This is a genomic window from Kitasatospora sp. NPDC096204 (assembly GCF_044763205.1).
Classification (GTDB): Bacteria; Actinomycetota; Actinomycetes; order Streptomycetales; family Streptomycetaceae; genus Kitasatospora.
The window spans coordinates 292,593-310,043 of sequence record NZ_JBIWFT010000003.1 but is presented as its reverse complement, the minus strand read 5'-3'; the positions used below and the strand labels follow the sequence as shown (position 1 = coordinate 310,043).

The following is a 17,451-nucleotide window of genomic DNA, read 5'->3' as shown; positions in this document are numbered from 1 at the left end:
GTTGCGGGGTGACCGCCGTGCTCAGCCATCCCGACCAGCTCAAGGAGCTGCTGGGGATCCCGTTCAACCGGGAACAGATGGCGGCCATCGCGGCTCCCCTCGAACCGGCCGTGATCGTGGCCGGCGCCGGCTCCGGCAAGACCACGGTGATGGCCGCCCGGGTGGTCTGGCTGGTCGGCTCCGGCGCCGTACGGCCCGAGGAGGTGCTCGGCCTCACCTTCACCAACAAGGCCGCCGCCGAACTCTCCGAACGGGTCCGCGCCTCGCTGCGTCTCGGCGCGCTGGGGGCACCCCCGGCCGGAGGCTGGGGGAGCGTCGCCGACCGGGACGCCGCCGAGCCGCTCGGCGACCCGGAGATCTCCACCTACCACGCCTTCGCCGGCCGCCTGCTCAAGGAACACGGCCTGCGGATCGGCGTCGAACCGGACGTCCGGCTGCTCGCCGACGCCACCCGCTTCCAGCTCGCCGCCAAGGTGCTGCGCACCGCCCGCGGCCCCTTCCCCGCGCTCACCGGCACCTTCGCCAACCTGGTCGCCGACCTCACCGCACTGGACGGCGAACTCGCCGAGCACCTGGTCGAACCGCAGACCCTGCGCGAGTACGACGAGCGGCTGCTGGACACCCTCGCCACCGTCAAGCTGACCAACGACGACCTGCGGACCGTCCCGGCCACCGCCCGGGCCCGGCTGGAGCTGCTGCGCCTGGTCGAGGACTACCGGCGCCGCAAGCGCTCCGCCGGGCTGATGGACTTCGGCGACCAGATCGCCGCCGCCGCCCGCCTCGCCCAGCAGCGCCCCGAGGTCGGCGAGCTGCTGCGCGGCCAGTTCAAGGTGGTGCTGCTGGACGAGTACCAGGACACCTCCGTCGCCCAGCGGCTGATGCTCGCCGGCCTGTTCGGCGCCGGCCCCGCCACCTCCCCCACGGGCGCCGGCAGCGGCCACCCGGTGACCGCCGTCGGCGACCCCTGCCAGGCGATCTACGGCTGGCGCGGCGCCTCGGTGGCCAACCTCGACGACTTCCCCCGGCACTTCCCGAAGGCCGACGGCCGCCCCGCCGACCGCTACGCGCTCAGCGAGAACCGCCGCAGCGGCGGCCGGCTGCTCGCCTTCGCCAACGAACTCGCCGCCCCGCTGCGGGAGATGCACGAGGGCGTCGAGGCGCTGCGCCCCGCCCCCGGCGCCGAGCGGGACGGCTTCGTGCGCGCGGCGCTGCTGCCCACCCACGCCGAGGAGATCGACTGGCTGGCCGACTCCGTCGCCCACCTGGTGCGCACCGGCACCGCGCCCGGCCGGATCGCCGTGCTGTGCCGCGGCGGCGCGGCCTTCCCGGACATCCACGCCGCGCTGGTCGCCCGGGAGGTGCCGGTCGAGGTGGTCGGTCTCGGCGGGCTGCTGCAGCTGCCCGAGGTGGCCGACCTGGCCGCGGTCTGCGAGGTCCTGCAGGACCCGACCGCGAACGCCGCGCTGGTGCGCCTGCTGATCGGCCCGCGCTGGCGGATCGGCCCGCGCGACCTCGCCCTGCTCGGCCGCCGGGCCGCCGACCTGGTGCGCACCGACCGGCCCGAGGGCGTCGAGGCGCTGGCCGCCGCTGTCGCCGAGGCCGACCCGACCGAGGTGGTCTCGCTGGCCGACGCGGTGGAGACCTTCCTGGAGGCCGATCAGCCCGACGAGCTGCCGTTCTCCGCCGAGGCGCGGGTGCGCTTCGCCCGGCTCGCCGTCGAGCTGCGCGACCTGCGCCGCTCGCTCGCCGACCCGCTGATGGACGTGCTGCACCGGGTGCTGTCCGTCACCGGCCTGGAGGTCGAACTCGCCGCCTCCCCGCAGGCCCTGGCCGCCCGGCGGCGGGAGACCCTGCACGCCTTCCTGGACGTCGCCGCCTCCTTCGCCGACCTCGACGGCGACCCGGGCCTCGCCGCCTTCCTCGGCTTCCTGCGCGCCGCCCAGGAGTACGACCGCGGCCTGGACAGCAGCCTGCCCGGCGGCGAGGACACCGTGAAGGTGCTCACCGCCCACAAGTCCAAGGGCCTGGAGTGGGACGTCGTCGCCGTCCCCGGGCTGGTACGGGGCGCATTCCCGTCATCGAGCCCGCGCGAACGCTGGACGAGCACCAAGCGGGTGCTTCCGCACGCCCTGCGCGGCGACGCCGAAACCCTGCCCGACGTGCGCGGCGGCTGGACCGGGAAGTCGATGACGGCGTTCCGCAAGGAGCTCGCCGAGCACTCCGCCGTCGAGGAACTGCGCCTGGGCTACGTGGCGTTCACCCGGCCCCGGTCGCTGCTGCTGGCCTCCGGGCACTGGTGGGGGCCGAGCCAGAAGACCGTCCGCGGCCCGTCCGCCTTCCTGGAACAGCTGCGCGAGCACTGCGAACGGCCCGGCGCCGGCGAGGTCGAGCGCTGGGCCGAGCAGCCGGAGAAGGGCGCCGAGAACCCGGCGCTCGCCACCCCCGTCGAACGCCCCTGGCCGCTGCCGCTGGACCCGGCCGCCCAGCACGCCCGCCGCCGGGTCGCCGAAGTGGTGCGCTCGCGCGTGGCCGGGGCGGTGACCCGCCCGTCCGCCTCCGGGCCCCAGGACCCGGCGCCGGAGGAGCTGGCCCCCGAGGACCAGCGCCAGGTCGCCTCCTGGGACCGCGATCTGACCGCGCTGCTGGGCGAGTTGGAGCGCTCCCGGCGCACCGCCCGGGACGTGCCGCTGCCTGCCGCGCTGTCCGCCACCCAGCTGATGCGCCTGGCCGCCGACCCGGACGGCTTCGCGCACGAGCTGGCCCGCCCGATGCCGCGCCCGCCGCAGCCGGCGGCCCGGCGGGGCACCCGCTTCCACGCCTGGGTGCAGTCCCGGATCGAGCCGCTGCTGCTGGTCGAGCCCGGTGCGCTGCCCGGCGCCGACGACGACGGCATCGAGGACGAGCAGGACCTGGAGCGGCTCAAGGAGGCGTTCCTGCGCACCCCGTACGCGCAGCGCAAGCCCCACCGGGTGGAGGCGCCGTTCCAGCTGGTGCTGGCGGGCCGGGTGGTGCGGGGCCGGATCGACGCCGTCTACCGGGAAGATGACGGGTTGTCGGAATCCGGTGGTGCGTCACGCTACGAAGTGGTGGACTGGAAGACCCACCGGGAGGAGACCGCCGACCCGTTGCAGCTCGCGGTCTACCGGCTGGCCTGGGCCGAGCGCGCGGGCGTCGATCCCGAGCGGGTCACGGCTTCGTTCCTGTACGTCCGCAGTGGCCGGATCGTCCGTCCGGCAGGACTTCCCGACCGAAAAGAGTTGGAACGGCTCCTGATCGGGAACAGTGACTATTGAGTCACGTAGAGCATCCAAGTCATCACGCCAGTGCCCGAAACCTGTGCGTCGTGCACGTTTCGCGCCTATTGTGGGGTCGGTAACCGGTCAACCCCCGTGCTCCGGCCGCCAGCGAGGCCCGTATTCCCTGACCCTCAGTCATCACCGCAGGTGCCCCCGGGCATCGGCGTCTTCTGCTGGAGAGACCGAAGTTGAGCGCGACCGGATGGATCAGAGAGCGGTTCGCCGGGCCGACACCGGGGCCCGCTCCGGGCGCGACCGGCACCTGGCCGAGGACGGCGCTGTCGCTGCCGTTCATCGGCATGGTGCTGATCGTCGCCCTCGACTACCTCAGCGGCACCGAGGTGACGGTCGAACCGGCCCTCACCGCCGTGCCCGCGCTGGCCGCCGTGGTCAGCCGCCGAACCTGGTACCCGCTCGCCATCGGTCTGGGCACCGAGGCGGCGGCCTTCCTGATGGCCTTCCGCGGCGACACGCTCGGTGAGTCCGTGCACGCCGCCAGCGTCTTCGCGATCCTGCTCGTCGCCGCGATCGGCTGGGTCAGCGCCACCCTGAGGCTGCGCCAGGAGCAGGCGCTCGCCGACGCCCAGCTGGTCGCCTCGATCGCCCGCCGGGTGCTGCTGCGGCCCGTCCCCGAGCGGGTCGGCACCGTCCGGGCCGCCGTCCACTACGAGGCCGCCGCCGCACACGCCCGGATCGGCGGCGACCTCTACGAGGTGGTCAACACCCGGCACGGGGTGCGGGCCGTGGTCGGTGACGTCCGCGGCAAGGGCCTCGGCGCGGTGGAGACCGCCGCCGCCGTGCTCGGCGCGTTCCGCGAAGCCGCCCACCAGGAGGCGGCCCTGGACCGGGTGGCCGGCTGGCTGGCCGTCAGCCTCGACCGCGCCCTGCACGAGAACGACCACCCCGGCGTGGAGGAGGAGTTCGTCACCCTGGTGCTGATCGGCGTCGGGCCCGACGGCGCCGCGGAGATCGTCAACTGCGGCCACCCCGCCCCGCTGCTGCTGCGCGGCGGCGAGGTCAGCGCGCTCGAACTCGCCGAGACCGTACCGCCCCTGGGCGTCCTCGACCCGGCCGACGTCCGCCCGCCGGTGCACCGGCTGCTGCTCCAGGGCGACGACCGGGTGCTGCTGTTCACCGACGGGGTGATCGAGGCCCGCGACCGCGCGGGCGTCTTCTACCCGCTCGCCGAACGCTTCCCGCGCTGCGCCGACGGCCGCCCGGCCGACGTCCTGCGGCGCCTGCACGAGGACGTGGTGCGCCACGTCGGGCGCCAGCTCGGCGACGACGCGGCCATGCTGCTGCTCCAGTTCGACCCCCCGTCCGCGCTCGGGCCGGCGGTGCCCAGGGCCGCCGCCACCGCCGTCCAACTCCCCCAGCAGGCCGGGATCCTGACGCACCAGTAGGGGTCGGCCCCGTCCTACAGCGACACCTCGACCAGCAGCGGGCGGTGGTCCGACACCGCCGCCCGCGGCGCCGCCGCCGGGCCGACCGCCGCGCGCGGCACCCCGATCGCCAGCACGTGGTCGAACTGCACCGCCGGCCGGTGCGAGGGGTAGGTCGGCGTACGCGCCAGGTCGTACCAGCCCTGCAGGCGCGGCCGTGGCTCGCGCACCCGGCGCCGGCGCGGCTCGGCCACCGAGGGCCGGGCCCGCCGGGCCGCCCGCAGCTCCCGCACCCGGGCCCGCGGCGCGGTGCGCTCCAGCGCCGTCGCCCCGCCGAGCACCGTGCGCGGCACCGCGCCGACCAGGTTGAAGTCGCCCAGCACCAGGTACGGCTGGGGCAGGTCGGCGATCCAGCGCCGGATGCCGGCCAGCTGCGCCATGTTCCAGCCGGGGACGAAGGACAGGTGCGCCGCCACCACGGTGAACGGTCCGCGCTCGCCCTCCAGGACGGCCGCCAGCGCCGCCCGCGGCTCGTCCGGCACCGGGGTCAGGCCGCGCCGCCCGGCCACCCGCAGCGGCAGTCCGAACGGTGCCGGGGCGAACCGCCGGGCCCGCCAGTGCCGCACCGGAAGCCTCGTCAGCAGCGCCGTCCCGTAGGAGGGCGGGGCGCCGTCGCCCGCCTCGTCCGGCCCGTACACCCGTAGGGCGCCCGGCTCGGACGGCTCCCTGACCCATCCCGCCACCGGCGCCGGGCGGCCGTGCAGCGCGGCGGCGAAGCGCCAGTCCTTGGCGCCCATCGCCGCGGCCGCCACCGCCGCCTGGTCGGTGCCGCCGGAGCGCGCCTGGTACCGGTCCACCTCCTGGAGGGCCAGCACGTCGGCGTCCAGCGCGGCCACCGCCTCGGCCAACGGCCCGCCGGCGTCGGGCGGGTAGGGCCGCGGGCCGCCGTCCGGGGCGAGCGGCTGGCCGTGCAGGAGGTTGAAAGTGGCGATGCGCAACTGGCTCACACCGCACGACGGTACCCGCTCCCCGGGGCGGGCGGGCCCGGCTTGAGGCGCCGGGGCATACCGGGTATACATACTCGGTATGTCCATCCGTCACGGTCTGCTCGCCCTGCTCGACCAGGGCCCGCGCTACGGCTACCAGCTGCGCACCGAGTTCGAGGCGCGCACCGGCGCCACCTGGCCGCTCAACGTCGGGCAGGTCTACACCACGCTGTCGCGGCTGGAACGCGACGGACTGGTCGAGCCCGCGGGGGAGGACGACGAGGGCCACCAGTTCTACGCCGCCACCGACGCCGGCCGGGAGGAACTGCGCACCTGGTTCGACACCCCGGTGCCCAGGACAAACCCGCCGCGCGACGAACTGGCGATCAAGCTCGCCATGGCGGTGACCGTCCCCGGGGTGGACGTCTCCGCCGTCGTCCAGGGCCAGCGCCGGCACAGCATCAAGGCGCTCCAGGACTACACCCGGCTCAAGGGCCGCGCCCTCGCGGGCGAGACACGCCCGGGAGCGGTGCCCTCCGCCAGCAACGACCTGGCCTGGCTGCTCGTCCTCGACCAGCTCATCTTCCAGACCGAAGCGGAGATCCGCTGGCTCGACCACTGCGAGACCCGGCTCGCCCAGCAGGCCGAACTCCTGCAGACCCGCACCGCCGAGGCGGCCGACGACGGTGCCGCGCCCGCCAGGCGCGGCCGCCGCCGCCTGCGCACCTGAGCCCCCGCGGTACCCGAACCACCAGGCTCGGACCCGACTCCGAGCGCACACCCAGCACAAGGGGGGAATTCGTGTCCCACACCGAAGAGGCCCGGCAGACGCCGGTGCTCCACCTGGAGAACGTCACCCGCGTCCACGGCCAGGGAGCCGCCGAGGTCCAGGCCCTGCGCGGCGTCGACCTCAAGGTCCACCCCGGCGAGTTCGTCGCCGTCATGGGTCCCTCCGGCTCCGGCAAGTCGACCCTGCTCACCCTGGCCGGCGGCCTGGACACCCCCAGCAACGGCCGGGTCCTCGTCGAGGGCGTCGTTCTGGGCGAACTCAACCGCAAGAAGCTCGCCCAGGTCCGCCGCCGCTCCGTCGGCTACGTCTTCCAGGACTACAACCTGATCCCGGCGCTCACCGCCGCCGAGAACATCTCGCTGCCGCGCGAACTCGACGGGCTGTCCGCCCGCGCCGCCCGCCGCGAGGCCCTCGCCGCCCTGGAGGAACTCGGCATCCCCGAACTCGCCGACCGCTTCCCCGACGACATGTCGGGCGGCCAGCAGCAGCGCGTCGCCATCGCCCGCGCCCTGATCGGCGACCGCCGCCTCGTCCTCGCCGACGAACCCACCGGCGCCCTCGACTCCACCACCGGCGAAGCCGTCCTCGCCGTCCTGCGCGCCCGCTGCGACGCCGGCGCCGCCGCCATGATGGTCACCCACGAGGCCCGGCACGCCGCCTGGGCCGACCGCGTCGTCTTCCTGCGCGACGGCCGGATGGTCGACGAGTCCACCAGCCAGGACGCCGCCAGCCTGCTCGTCAGCGCCGCCGGCAACAGCCTGAAGGTGGACGAGTGAAGCTCAGCGCCTGGCGGGTGGCCCTGCGCATAGCCCGCCGCGACGCCCTGCGCGCCAAGGGCCGCAGCGCCCTCGTCATCGCCATGGTCGCCCTGCCCGTCCTCGGCGTCACCGGCGCCGACGTGGTCTTCCGCAGCGCCGAACCCACACCCGTCGAACACGCCGTGCGGGTCATGGGCCAGGCCGCCGCCGAAGTGCACATGGTCGAACGCGGCTCCTCCATCCAGCAGGCCCCCGACCCCGAGCAGGGCTTCACGATCAAGGACCCCAAGGACGACACCAAGGGCGGCGCGGCCCCCACGTACACCCCCGCGCAGCAGCGCGCCCTCGACACCGCACCCGCCGAACTGGCCCGCCAGTTGATCCCGGGCGCCACCCTGGTGCCCGAGCTCAGCGGCCCGTACACCGCGGCGAGCAGCGCCGAGGGCCTGCTCAGCACCCGGGTCAGCGAGGCCGACCTGGCCGACCCGGTCTGGCGGGGCCGGATCGACCTGCTCGGCGGCCGGGCCCCCACCGCCGACACCGAGGTCGCCGTCACCCAGGACTTCCTCAAGCGCTCCGGACTCAAGATCGGGGACAGGACCGCCGTCCGCGGCCTGGAGTCCAGCCCCTTCACCATCACCGGCGTCTACGAGTACCCCGGCGAACTGCGGGCCACCGAAGTCACCGCCCGCCCCGGCACCGTGCTCCACAAGCTCCCCGAGGACCCCGACGACCCCGGCAAGGGAGACCCCACCCGCTGGCTGGTCAAACTCCCGGCCGGCGCCACCGTCGACTGGCAGAAGGTCAAGGAGCTCAACGAGTACGGCTTCCAGGTCACCTCGCGCGCCGTCCTGATCGACCCGCCGGCCCGCGGCGACGTCCCGTACTTCGTCCAGCAGAAGCAGTACGGCGGCGGCACCAGCTACTTCAACCGGACCGACGTCGTCATCCTCGCCACCGTCGCCGGCATGGCCCTGCTGGAGATCGTCCTCCTCGCGGGCCCCGCCTTCGCCGTCGGCGCCCGGCGCTCCCGGCGCCAGCTCGGACTGCTCGCCGCCGCCGGCGGTGAACGCGCCAACGTCCGCGCGGTCGTGCTCGGCGGCGGCATCGTCCTCGGCATCACCGGCGCCGTGATCGGCCTGGGCCTCGGCATCGGCCTGGTCGCCCTGCTGCAGACCACCGCCGAGGAGCGCTCCGGCAGGCGCTTCGCCCACTTCGCCCTGCCGCCGCTCGACCTGCTCGGCATCCTCCTCGTCGGACTCGTCACCGGCCTGCTGGCCGCCGTCGTGCCCGCCGTCCAGGCCTCCCGGCAGGACGTCGTCGCCGCGCTCACCGGCCGCGACACCCTCAAGCCGCCGAGCCCCAAGCTCGCCGTCTTCGGCCTGCTGATGGTCGCCGGTGGCGCCGCCCTCGCCCTGTTCGGCGCCACCGGCGGCATCGGCAACCGCAGCTTCGCCGTCCTCGGCGGCTCGGCCGTCGCCGAACTCGGCATGGTCGCCCTCGTGCCCTACCTCGTCGGCCTGTTCGGCCGGCTCGGCCGCTGGCTCAGCCTCGGCCCCCGGCTCGCCCTGCGCGACTCCGTGCGCCACCGCGGCCGCACCGCGCCCGCCGTCGCCGCCGTGATGGCCGCCGTCGCCGGCTCCGTCGCCGTCAGCGTCTACATGGCCAGCTTCGAGGAGCAGTACCGGCGCGAGTACGTCGCCTCCGGCCCGTCCGGAGCGGTCATCCTCGGCAGCGGCTGGCTGTCCGACGACAAGCTGCTGCCGCAGATGCGCGAGGCCGTCGAACGCAGCATCCCCGACCTCGGCCCGCGCGCCGACGTCCAGCGCGTCGAACCCAAGGCCGACTGCGGCGCCGGCAGCTACTGCGGCTACGTCAGCGTCGAGCTGCCCAAGGAGGACCGCTGCCCGCTCATGGACTCGGAGGAGACCCTCACCGACGCCGAGCGCGAGCGGATCCTCAGCGCCGACAAGCGCTGCCAGTCGAACCACCACTGGAGCAACCCGTACGGCCCGGTCACGGTCGGTGACGCCACCCTGCTGCGCAACCTCTACGGGATCACCGACCCGGCCGCCGGCCACGCCCTCGCGGGCGGCAAGGCCGTCGTCTTCGACGCCCGCTTCGTCAAGGACGGCAAGACGATCGTCCGGATCACCGGTCCGAACCCCACCCCGAACGACGGGAGCCGCCCGAGCAGGCCCACCCACACCGAGGTCGCGCTGGACGCCGTCCTCGCCCCCTCCTCCCCGGCCGCCCCGGACCAGGTCGTGGTCGGTCAGGACATCGTCACCCGACTCGGCCTCAGCACCCGGCCGGCCGGCTCGGTCTGGCTGCCCGCCGCCATGCCCACGGACGGCGCCCAGCAGAAGGCCGACGGCGCGCTGGCCAAGCTCAGCGACCACAACGTGCTCAAGATCGAACGCGGCTACGAGTCCCCGGCCGGACTGATCCAGTTCGGGCTGAACATCTTCGCGGCCGTCGTCGCCCTCGGCGCGGCCGGCATCGCCACCGGACTGGCCGCCGCCGACTCCCAGCGCGACCTGACCACCCTCGCCGCCGTCGGCGCCGAGCCCCGCATCCGGCGCTCGCTCTCCGGCTTCCAGTGCGGGGTGATCGCCGCCATGGGCACCCTGCTCGGCGTGGTCTGCGGCGTGGTGCCCGGCGTGGCGCTGCGCAAGGTCGAGGCCGCGGCGAGCAACTACCCGGGGATGAGCCCCGAGGAGCTTGCCAACAAGGCGGCCCTGGTCTTCCCGTGGCCCACCATCGCCGCCACCGTGCTGCTGCTGCCGGTGATCGCCGCCGCGCTCGCGGCCCTGATGACCCGCTCGCGGATCACCCTGCTGCGTCGCTCCGGCTGAGCCCCCGGGGCGCGAGCCCGCGCCCGCTCCCGTCACCCCCGTCCACGGCACCGCCGCGGCGGGGGTGACGGAGGTTCGGGGGTGACGGAGGTGCGGGGGTGACGGAGGTTACAGCCCCGACGGCGCCCGGCAGCCGGACGGTCGGGGCGGGCACCCGCACGGGCGAACTACAGTCGTCGGTATGACGAGAACCCCGGACAGCGTCGTCCGCTCCTACATCGATCAGCACCAGGCCGCCTTCCTCGCCGACCTCTTCGAGTGGCTGGCCGTCCCCTCGGTCTCCGCCGACCCGGAGCGGGCCGGCGACGTGCGGCGCTCGGCCGAGTGGCTGGCCGCCAAGCTGGGCGAGACCGGCTTCCCGGTGGCCGAGGTGTGGGAGACCGACGGACTGCCGGCGGTGTTCGCCGAGTGGCCCTCCGGGGACCCGTCCGCGCCGACCGTCCTGGTCTACGGACACCACGACGTCCAGCCCGCGGCCAAGGAGGACGGCTGGGAGACCGAGCCGTTCACCCCGACCGTGGTCGACGGCCGGCTGTACGCGCGCGGCGCCGCCGACGACAAGGGCCAGGTGTTCTTCCACACCCTGGGCGTGCGCGCCCACCTCGCCGCCACCGGCCGCACCGCGCCGGCCGTCAACCTCAAGCTGCTGATCGAGGGCGAGGAGGAGTCCGGCTCGCCGAACTTCGCCGACCTGGTCCGGCGCGAGGCCGCGCGGCTGGCCGCCGACGTGGTCGTCATCTCGGACACCGGGATGTGGTCCGCGACCACGCCGACCGTCTGCACCGGCATGCGCGGCCTGGCCGACGCCCAGATCGACCTGTACGGGCCGGACACCGACATCCACTCCGGCTCCTTCGGCGGCGCCGTCCCCAACCCGGCCCAGGTCGCCGCGGAGCTGGCCGCCGCCCTGCACGACACCGACCGCAAGGTCGCGATCCCGGGCTTCTACGACGGCGTCGTCGAGCTGACCGAGACCGAGCGCGAACTGTTCGCCGAGCTGCCCTTCGACGAGGAGCAGTGGCTGAGGGTCGCCAAGTCGTACGGCACCCGCGGCGAGGCCGGCTACTCCACCCTGGAGCGGATCTGGGCCCGCCCGACCGCCGAGGTCAACGGCATCTGGGGCGGCTACACCGGCCCCGGCGGCAAGACCATCGTCCCCGCCTCGGCGCACCTCAAGCTGTCCTTCCGGCTGGTCGCCGGACAGGAGGTGGAGAAGGTCCGCGAGGCGGTGCGGGCCTGGGTGGCCGCGCAGGTGCCCGAGGGCATCCGCCACGAGCTGGTCTTCCCCGGCGCGACCCGGCCCTGCCTGACCCCGCTCGACCACCCGGCGCTGCAGTCCACCGTCCGCGCGATGGGACGGGCCTTCGGGCAGAAGATCCTCTTCACCCGCGAGGGCGGCTCCGGCCCCGCCGCCGACCTCCAGGACGTGCTGGGCGCGCCGGTGCTGTTCCTCGGCATCTCGGTGCCCTCGGACGGCTGGCACTCGGTCAACGAGAAGGTCGAGCTGGACCTGCTGGCCAAGGGCGTGGAGACCGCCGCGTACCTCTGGGGCGACCTGGCCGAGAACTTCCGGCCGGGGGCATGATCCCCATCGCGCGCACCGGGGGCGTGACCTCCGCAGCGCGCGCCGAGGGCGTGCGCACCACCGCGCGCACCGGGGGGACGGCCCCTGGTGCGCGCACCGAGGCAGCCAGATCACTCATCCGGATGATTCACCACGTGGGGATGGAACAGACGTGAGCACCGTGCCTGAGACCGAGCGCCCGCTGCACCTGGCACTGGCCCGGTCCGGGGTGGAGCGGGCGGCCGAGCACCGTTTCGACGAGCCCTGGCTGGCGGCCGCCTGGAGCCACCCGAGCACCCGGGTCCTGCCGATCGCCGGCGGCGAGGCGTTCGTGGTCGACACCGCGCAGGGCACCGAACTCGTGCTGCTGCCCTCCTTCGAGGCGCCGCAGACCGGCGACCGGTACTTCCTCGGCACCGACGAGGACGGCGTCTCGTACTTCGCGCTGGCCGGCGAGAGCCTGCCCGGGCGCCTGGACGGCGACGCCCGCCCGGCCGGGCTGCGCGAGGTCGGCGGGCTGCTGTCCGACCGGGACGCCGGGCTGCTGGTGCACGCCGTGGCGCTGGAGCACTGGCACCGGCTGCACAGCTTCTGTTCGCGCTGCGGGCACCCGACCGAGAAGGCCGGCGCCGGGCACGTGCGGCGCTGCACCTCCTGCGCGGCCGAGCACTACCCGCGCACCGACCCGGCGGTGATCATGGTGATCACCGACGAGCAGGACCGCTGCCTGCTCGGCCGTCAGGCGCTGTGGCCGGAGGGCCGCTGGTCGACGCTGGCCGGCTTCGTCGAGCCGGGGGAGTCGATCGAGCAGGCGGTGGCCCGCGAGGTGCACGAGGAGGCGGGCGTCCGGGTCGGCGAGGTGCGCTACGTCGCCAGCCAGCCCTGGCCGTTCCCGTCCAGCCTGATGCTCGGCTTCCTGGGCAAGGCGCTGCCCGGCGGCACCGAGATCACCGTGGACGGCGAGGAGCTGGCCGAGGCGCGCTGGTTCTCCCGCGAGGAGCTGCGGGCCGGGATGGAGGCGGGGGAGATCCTGCCGCCGTCGGGCATCTCGATCGCCCGGCACCTGGTCGAGCTCTGGTACGGGGAGCCGCTGCCGTCGGCGGCGCGCTGGTAGTCCCGTAGGACGCGTCCGCGGTTCCGCTGGTTCCGCCGGTTCCGCCGGTTCCGTGGGAAAGGGCGCCGGCGCGAAAGGGACGCACGAAAGGGGGGCGCGTGGACAATTCCATGCGCCCCCATTTTTCTCTCCAATCCCGTCCCGCATTCACCACGACCAGCTGTTCGTATCCGGACGGGCCAGTTCTGCTACTGGGAGGGGGTCGTGCGGGCCCGTTGTCAACCCGCTCGGACGATATTGCCGGAAACCACTGAAACCGGCTCGCCCGGCTCGCTACATTCACGAGGGTGACAATCCCCCGGGGCACCGCCCAATCCCCCAAATACCAGCGCCTCGCCGCCGACCTGCGCCGCCGGATCGCCGAAGGCGAGTTCACCGCCGACGCCGCCCTGCCGGTCGAGAGCGAACTGGAGCGCCAGTACGGCGTCGCCCGCAACACCGTCCGGCTCGCCGTCGACGTCCTGGTCAACGAGGGCCGCCTGGTCCGCCTCCAGGGCAAGGGCACCTACCTGCGCGAACACCCCGTCCTGGACCACCGCGCCTACGGGCCCAGCCCGACCCCCGCACCGCGCGACTGCCTCGCCGCGCCCTCCGCCGTCTACCTCGGCGAAGCCGCCGAAGCCGGACGGGAACTCGGCACCGACTTCGAGATGATGATCGTCCGGGCCCGGGTGGACATCGCCGAACGCCTCGGACTGCGCCCCGGCGAGGCCATCGTGGTCCGCCGCCAGCTGCGGCTGCTCGACCGCGAGCCGTACTCCATCGAGGAGAGCCACTACCGGGCCGGCCTCGCCGCCGGCACCCCGCTGATGGAACCCGACCCCGTCGAGGGCGGCGACGAGGCGGTGCTCGCCGTCCTCGGGCGCACCGAGATCGGCGCCGTGGACCACCTGGTCGCACGGATGCCGGGCCCCGAGGAGGCCCAGTGGTTCCAGGGCGGCCCCGGCGTGCCGCTGCTGGTGCAGACCCGCGTCACCTACGACCGGCGCGGGCCCGTACGGGTCATCGAGACCCGCTACTCGGCCGACCGCAGCCGGCTCGTCTACGGCGTCGGCGACCTCGGCGCCCGCACCACCCTGCCCGCCCCCGCCACGCCCGTCGACCCGGCCAGGGCCGACGCGCAGTGACGCGCGCCGGCCCCGGCGACCCCGCCCCCGGCCCCCTCCCGGCCGGGATCGGGGGCCGGCCCCGGCCGGGCCGGCGGGTTCGGGACCGCGGGACTCAGGCCGCCAGGGCCTTCTTGACCTGCAGCAGGCTCGGGTTCGTCATCACGACCCGCTCGCCGCCGCCGGCCGGCGTCACCAGCACCGTCGGAACGGTCTGGTTGCCGTTGTTCACCGACTCGACGAAGGACGCCGACGCCGGGTCGTCCTCGATGTTGATCTCGGTGTAGCCGATGCCTTCACGGTCCAGCTGGCTCTTGAGTCGGTTGCAGTACCCACACCAGGTCGTGCTGTACATCGTCACGGTGCCGGACATCGAGGGGGCTCCTTCGAAAGAGAGGTGCGAACGGTCTCCGGAGGGAACGTCCACCGGACGGCGGGCATTCCGGCACGCCGTCGACCGCCGCGCGGAGCGATCATCCTGCGATCGCACCGGCCCTGTGGACAACTCCGTCCGCAATGTCCCCCCGGGCTGAGAGGATGGAACGCATGCAGGAAGACCTCTTGAGCGGCAGCCCCTACGACGGCCCCCACGGCTCCGCCTGGGCCGACCCCGGCGCCGCCACGGGCCCGGACGCCGTGCTCGCCGGGCTCGACCCCGAGCAGCGCGCCGTCGCCACCGCCCTGCACGGCCCCGTCTGCGTCCTGGCCGGCGCAGGCACCGGCAAGACCCGCGCCATCACCCACCGGATCGCCTACGGCGTGCGCAGCGGCGTCTACCACCCCCAACAGGTCCTCGCCGTCACCTTCACCGCCCGCGCCGCCGGCGAGATGCGCGGCCGCCTGCGCCAGCTCGGCGCCGACGGCGTCCAGGCCCGCACCTTCCACGCCGCCGCCCTGCGCCAGCTCCAGTACTTCTGGCCGCGCGCCGTCGGCGGCCCCGTCCCCCAACTCCTGGAACGCAAGGTCCAACTCGTCGCCGAAGCCGCCGGCCGCTGCGGCCTGCGCGTCCAGCGCACCGAACTGCGCGACCTCACCGCCGAGATCGAATGGGCCAAGGTCACCCAGATCGCCCCCGAGGACTACCCCTCCGCCGTCGCCAAGTCCGGCCGCGACGCCCCCCGTGACCCGGCCGAGACCGCCCAGGTCTACCGCGTCTACGAGGAGACCAAGAGCCGCCGCGGCAACATCGACTTCGAGGACGTCCTGCTGCTCACGGCCGCCATCCTGGAGGACCGCCCGGACATCGCCGACCAGGTCCGCTCCCAGTACCGGCACTTCACCGTCGACGAGTACCAGGACGTCTCCCCGCTCCAGCAGCGCCTGCTCGACCAGTGGACCGGCCCCGACGGCGGCGCCAGCCTCTGCGTCGTCGGCGACGCCAGCCAGACCATCTACTCCTTCACCGGCGCCACCCCCGACTACCTCCTCAACTTCCGCAGCCGCCACCCCGGGGCGACGGTGGTCAAGCTCGTCCGCGACTACCGCTCCACCCCCCAGGTCGTCCACCTCGCCAACGGACTGCTCGCCCAGGCCCGCGGCGAGGCCGCCCGGCACCGCCTGGAACTCGTCTCCCAGCGCGAGGCCGGCCCCGAACCCGTCTACACCGAGTACGAGGACGAGCCCACCGAGGCCGAGACCACCGCCCGCCGGATCAAGGACCTGCTCGCCACCGGCGTGCGCGCCAGCGAGATCGCCGTGCTGTTCCGCACCAACGGCCAGTCCGAGGTCTACGAACAGGCCCTCGCCGACCTCGGCGTCCCCTACCAGCTCAAGGGCGCGGAACGCTTCTTCGAACGCCCCGAGGTCCGGGACGCCGGAGTCCTGCTGCGCGGCGCCGCCCGCGCCGCCTCCGACCCCCTCACCGACGGCGCCCCCGACCTGGCCGGCCAGGTCCGCGCGGTCCTCGCCACCCGGGGCTTCACCGCCGAGCCGCCGGCCGGCTCAGGCGCCGTCCGGGACCGCTGGGAGTCGCTGGCCGCCCTCGTCCGACTGGCCGAGGAGTTCGAACGCACCCGCACCGCGGCCGGCCAGGACACCGACCTCGCCGCCTACGTCGCCGAACTGGACGCCCGCGCCGCGGCCCAGCACGCCCCCGCCGTCGAGGGCGTCACGCTCGCCTCGCTGCACGCCGCCAAGGGCCTCGAATGGGACGCCGTCTTCCTGGTCGGCCTCACCGAGGGCACCCTGCCGATCATCTACGCCAAGACCGACGAACAGGTCGAGGAGGAACGCCGCCTCCTCTACGTCGGCGTCACCCGCGCCCGCAAGCACCTCACCCTCTCCTGGGCGCTCTCCCGCTCCCCGGGCGGGCGAGCCAGCCGTAAGCCCAGCCGCTTCCTGGACGGGCTGCGCCCCGGCTCCGCCGCCCCCGGCACGCGCACCGGCGCACGCGGCGGGCGAGGGGGCGTCGAGCCCGGCGAGCGCTCCGCCGCTCGGCGGGTCCGCGGACCGGTCAAGTGCCGGGTCTGCGACAAGGTGCTCACCGAGGCCGTCGAACGCAAGCTGCGCCGCTGCGAGAGCTGCCCGTCCACGATGGACGAGGGGCTCTACGAACGGCTGCGCGAGTGGCGGGCCCGGCAGGCGAAGAAGCAGGGCGCGCCGGCCTACGTGGTGTTCACCGACGCCACGCTGATGGCGATCGCCGAGGACGTGCCCGCCGGTCGCGGGGAACTGGCGGCCATCTCCGGGGTCGGCGCCATGAAGCTGGACAAGTACGGGGCGGCCGTGCTCTCGTTGTGTGCGGGGGAGGAGCCCGAGGAGGATCCGGACGACGTCGAGGACGGCAGTCCGGCCGATCCGGCCTGAGTCGGTACGGGCGCGGTCCACGGGGCCGCTTCGAGGGCTTCGCAACCCGTCGTGTGTCGTGCCGAAGAACTCGCGTGAAAAATAGTTTGCGCCGCGTACCGGGAGCGCAATAGCCTGCCGGAGCGGTCAAGGGGACGCGGTCGCACGGGGTGAAACCTGTGCCGATGCCCCTCGCCCGAGAGCTTCACAACGCTTTACTGAGCTTCACCGAGACAGACATCCGAACATTCGGAGCCAGGGAGACCAGGCTCCGCGAGACGCCGAGAGGAGGCGAAGACAGTGGGAAACATCATGATCACCAAAATGACTGGCCAGACCGTTGTCGCTGCCTCCCTGCGTGCCGCCCGCCTGCGGGCGTTCGCCGAGCTCGGTGAAACCGGTCTGGGTCTCGACACCACCGGTGTCCTCGCCGTCCCCGCTGTCAGTGGTCTTGGACACACTGATCTGTGCCTCACGGGCAGCAGGAGCGTCGACGGGACCTTTGTCGAGACCGGTCTGTCCCGTGACTGGGCGTCGTTCGGCACGTCGTGCTCCCTGCGCGACGAGCGACCGACCCAGGCACCGAAGGCGGCTGTAGCCGCCGCCATGCATGGCGGCTATGCGCAGGTCATCGGTGCCGGAAACACCCAGAAGCAGAACGAGCAGCAGATTAACCAGGCCACGGTCGCCCCCATGGGCGCCAAGGCCGTCCGGATGTGGGCCTTCCGCGGCCCTGAACCCTGGAGAGAACGAACCTGAGCCAGCCTCAGGTCGGCACCTCCAGGGCCGCGGAACCCGTCACCACCGGGATCC

General features: G+C 74.2%; 12 protein-coding genes. 10 read left to right on the top strand and 2 right to left on the bottom strand.

Annotated elements, in window-relative coordinates; genetic code table 11:
* Positions 1-8 precede the first annotated feature (8 nt).
* Both ACIQ87_RS04770 and ACIQ87_RS04765 read left to right on the top strand, forming a co-directional pair.
* Entirely contained in the window at positions 9-3,293 is a 3,285-nt protein-coding gene (locus tag ACIQ87_RS04770; RefSeq protein ID WP_402401498.1) for a UvrD-helicase domain-containing protein, read from the top strand.
* A 191-nt stretch (positions 3,294-3,484) separates the two neighbouring features.
* On the top strand, positions 3,485-4,699 hold the full coding sequence (locus tag ACIQ87_RS04765) for a PP2C family protein-serine/threonine phosphatase (RefSeq protein WP_402401496.1): 1,215 nt from the start codon (positions 3,485-3,487) through the stop codon (positions 4,697-4,699).
* A 14-nt stretch (positions 4,700-4,713) separates the two neighbouring features.
* Here ACIQ87_RS04765 and ACIQ87_RS04760 read toward each other — a convergent pair whose 3' ends face one another.
* The gene (locus tag ACIQ87_RS04760; RefSeq protein WP_402401493.1) at positions 4,714-5,685 is read right to left on the bottom strand and encodes an endonuclease/exonuclease/phosphatase family protein; all 972 of its coding nucleotides are present in this window, start codon (positions 5,683-5,685) and stop codon (positions 4,714-4,716) included.
* A 79-nt stretch (positions 5,686-5,764) separates the two neighbouring features.
* Here ACIQ87_RS04760 and ACIQ87_RS04755 point away from each other — a divergent pair, with 79 nt between their 5' ends.
* The 6 genes from ACIQ87_RS04755 (at position 5,765) to ACIQ87_RS04730 (ending at position 13,875) form a co-directional block, all read left to right on the top strand.
* Positions 5,765-6,394 (top strand): PadR family transcriptional regulator, encoded by a 630-nt coding sequence (locus ACIQ87_RS04755; protein WP_402401490.1) that lies wholly within the window; start codon positions 5,765-5,767, stop codon positions 6,392-6,394.
* Positions 6,395-6,465: 71 nt separating this feature from the next.
* Positions 6,466-7,230 (top strand): ABC transporter ATP-binding protein, encoded by a 765-nt coding sequence (locus tag ACIQ87_RS04750; protein WP_402401487.1) that lies wholly within the window; start codon positions 6,466-6,468, stop codon positions 7,228-7,230.
* Positions 7,227-10,070 carry an FtsX-like permease family protein gene (locus ACIQ87_RS04745; protein ID WP_402401485.1) on the top strand — a complete coding sequence of 948 codons (2,844 nt, stop codon included), beginning with the start codon at positions 7,227-7,229 and terminating at the stop codon, positions 10,068-10,070. The genes ACIQ87_RS04750 and ACIQ87_RS04745 overlap by 4 nt, the downstream gene beginning before the upstream one ends.
* 181 nt (positions 10,071-10,251) lie before the next feature.
* A complete protein-coding gene (locus tag ACIQ87_RS04740) occupies positions 10,252-11,655 on the top strand; it encodes a dipeptidase (protein WP_402401482.1) in 1,404 nt (467 codons plus the stop codon).
* 151 nt (positions 11,656-11,806) lie between these two features.
* Positions 11,807-12,748 (top strand): NAD(+) diphosphatase, encoded by a 942-nt coding sequence (gene nudC, locus ACIQ87_RS04735; protein ID WP_402401479.1) that lies wholly within the window; start codon positions 11,807-11,809, stop codon positions 12,746-12,748.
* A gap of 287 nt (positions 12,749-13,035) precedes the next feature.
* The gene (locus tag ACIQ87_RS04730) at positions 13,036-13,875 is read left to right on the top strand and encodes a GntR family transcriptional regulator (protein ID WP_392913666.1); all 840 of its coding nucleotides are present in this window, start codon (positions 13,036-13,038) and stop codon (positions 13,873-13,875) included.
* Positions 13,876-13,969: 94 nt separating this feature from the next.
* Here ACIQ87_RS04730 and ACIQ87_RS04725 read toward each other — a convergent pair whose 3' ends face one another.
* Complete coding sequence (locus ACIQ87_RS04725; protein ID WP_402401476.1) at positions 13,970-14,227, bottom strand: mycoredoxin; 258 nt, start codon at positions 14,225-14,227, stop codon at positions 13,970-13,972.
* 164 nt (positions 14,228-14,391) lie between these two features.
* Between ACIQ87_RS04725 and ACIQ87_RS04720 the strand changes: the two genes are divergently transcribed.
* Both ACIQ87_RS04720 and ACIQ87_RS04715 read left to right on the top strand, forming a co-directional pair.
* Complete coding sequence (locus ACIQ87_RS04720; RefSeq protein ID WP_402401473.1) at positions 14,392-16,659, top strand: ATP-dependent DNA helicase UvrD2; 2,268 nt, start codon at positions 14,392-14,394, stop codon at positions 16,657-16,659.
* Positions 16,660-16,950: 291 nt separating this feature from the next.
* Positions 16,951-17,397, top strand: a complete 447-nt coding sequence (locus ACIQ87_RS04715) for a hypothetical protein (protein ID WP_402401471.1) — start codon at positions 16,951-16,953, stop codon at positions 17,395-17,397.
* Positions 17,398-17,451 lie beyond the last annotated feature (54 nt).

Coding starts and splice junctions, on each gene's coding strand:
- ACIQ87_RS04755 (WP_402401490.1), top strand. CDS start 5,765: ATGTCCATCCGTCACGGTCTGCTCGCCCTGCTCGACCAGGGCCCGCGC.
- ACIQ87_RS04740 (WP_402401482.1), top strand. CDS start 10,252: ATGACGAGAACCCCGGACAGCGTCGTCCGCTCCTACATCGATCAGCAC.
- ACIQ87_RS04725 (WP_402401476.1), bottom strand. CDS start 14,227: ATGTCCGGCACCGTGACGATGTACAGCACGACCTGGTGTGGGTACTGC.
- ACIQ87_RS04720 (WP_402401473.1), top strand. CDS start 14,392: ATGGAACGCATGCAGGAAGACCTCTTGAGCGGCAGCCCCTACGACGGC.
- ACIQ87_RS04715 (WP_402401471.1), top strand. CDS start 16,951: ATGATCACCAAAATGACTGGCCAGACCGTTGTCGCTGCCTCCCTGCGT.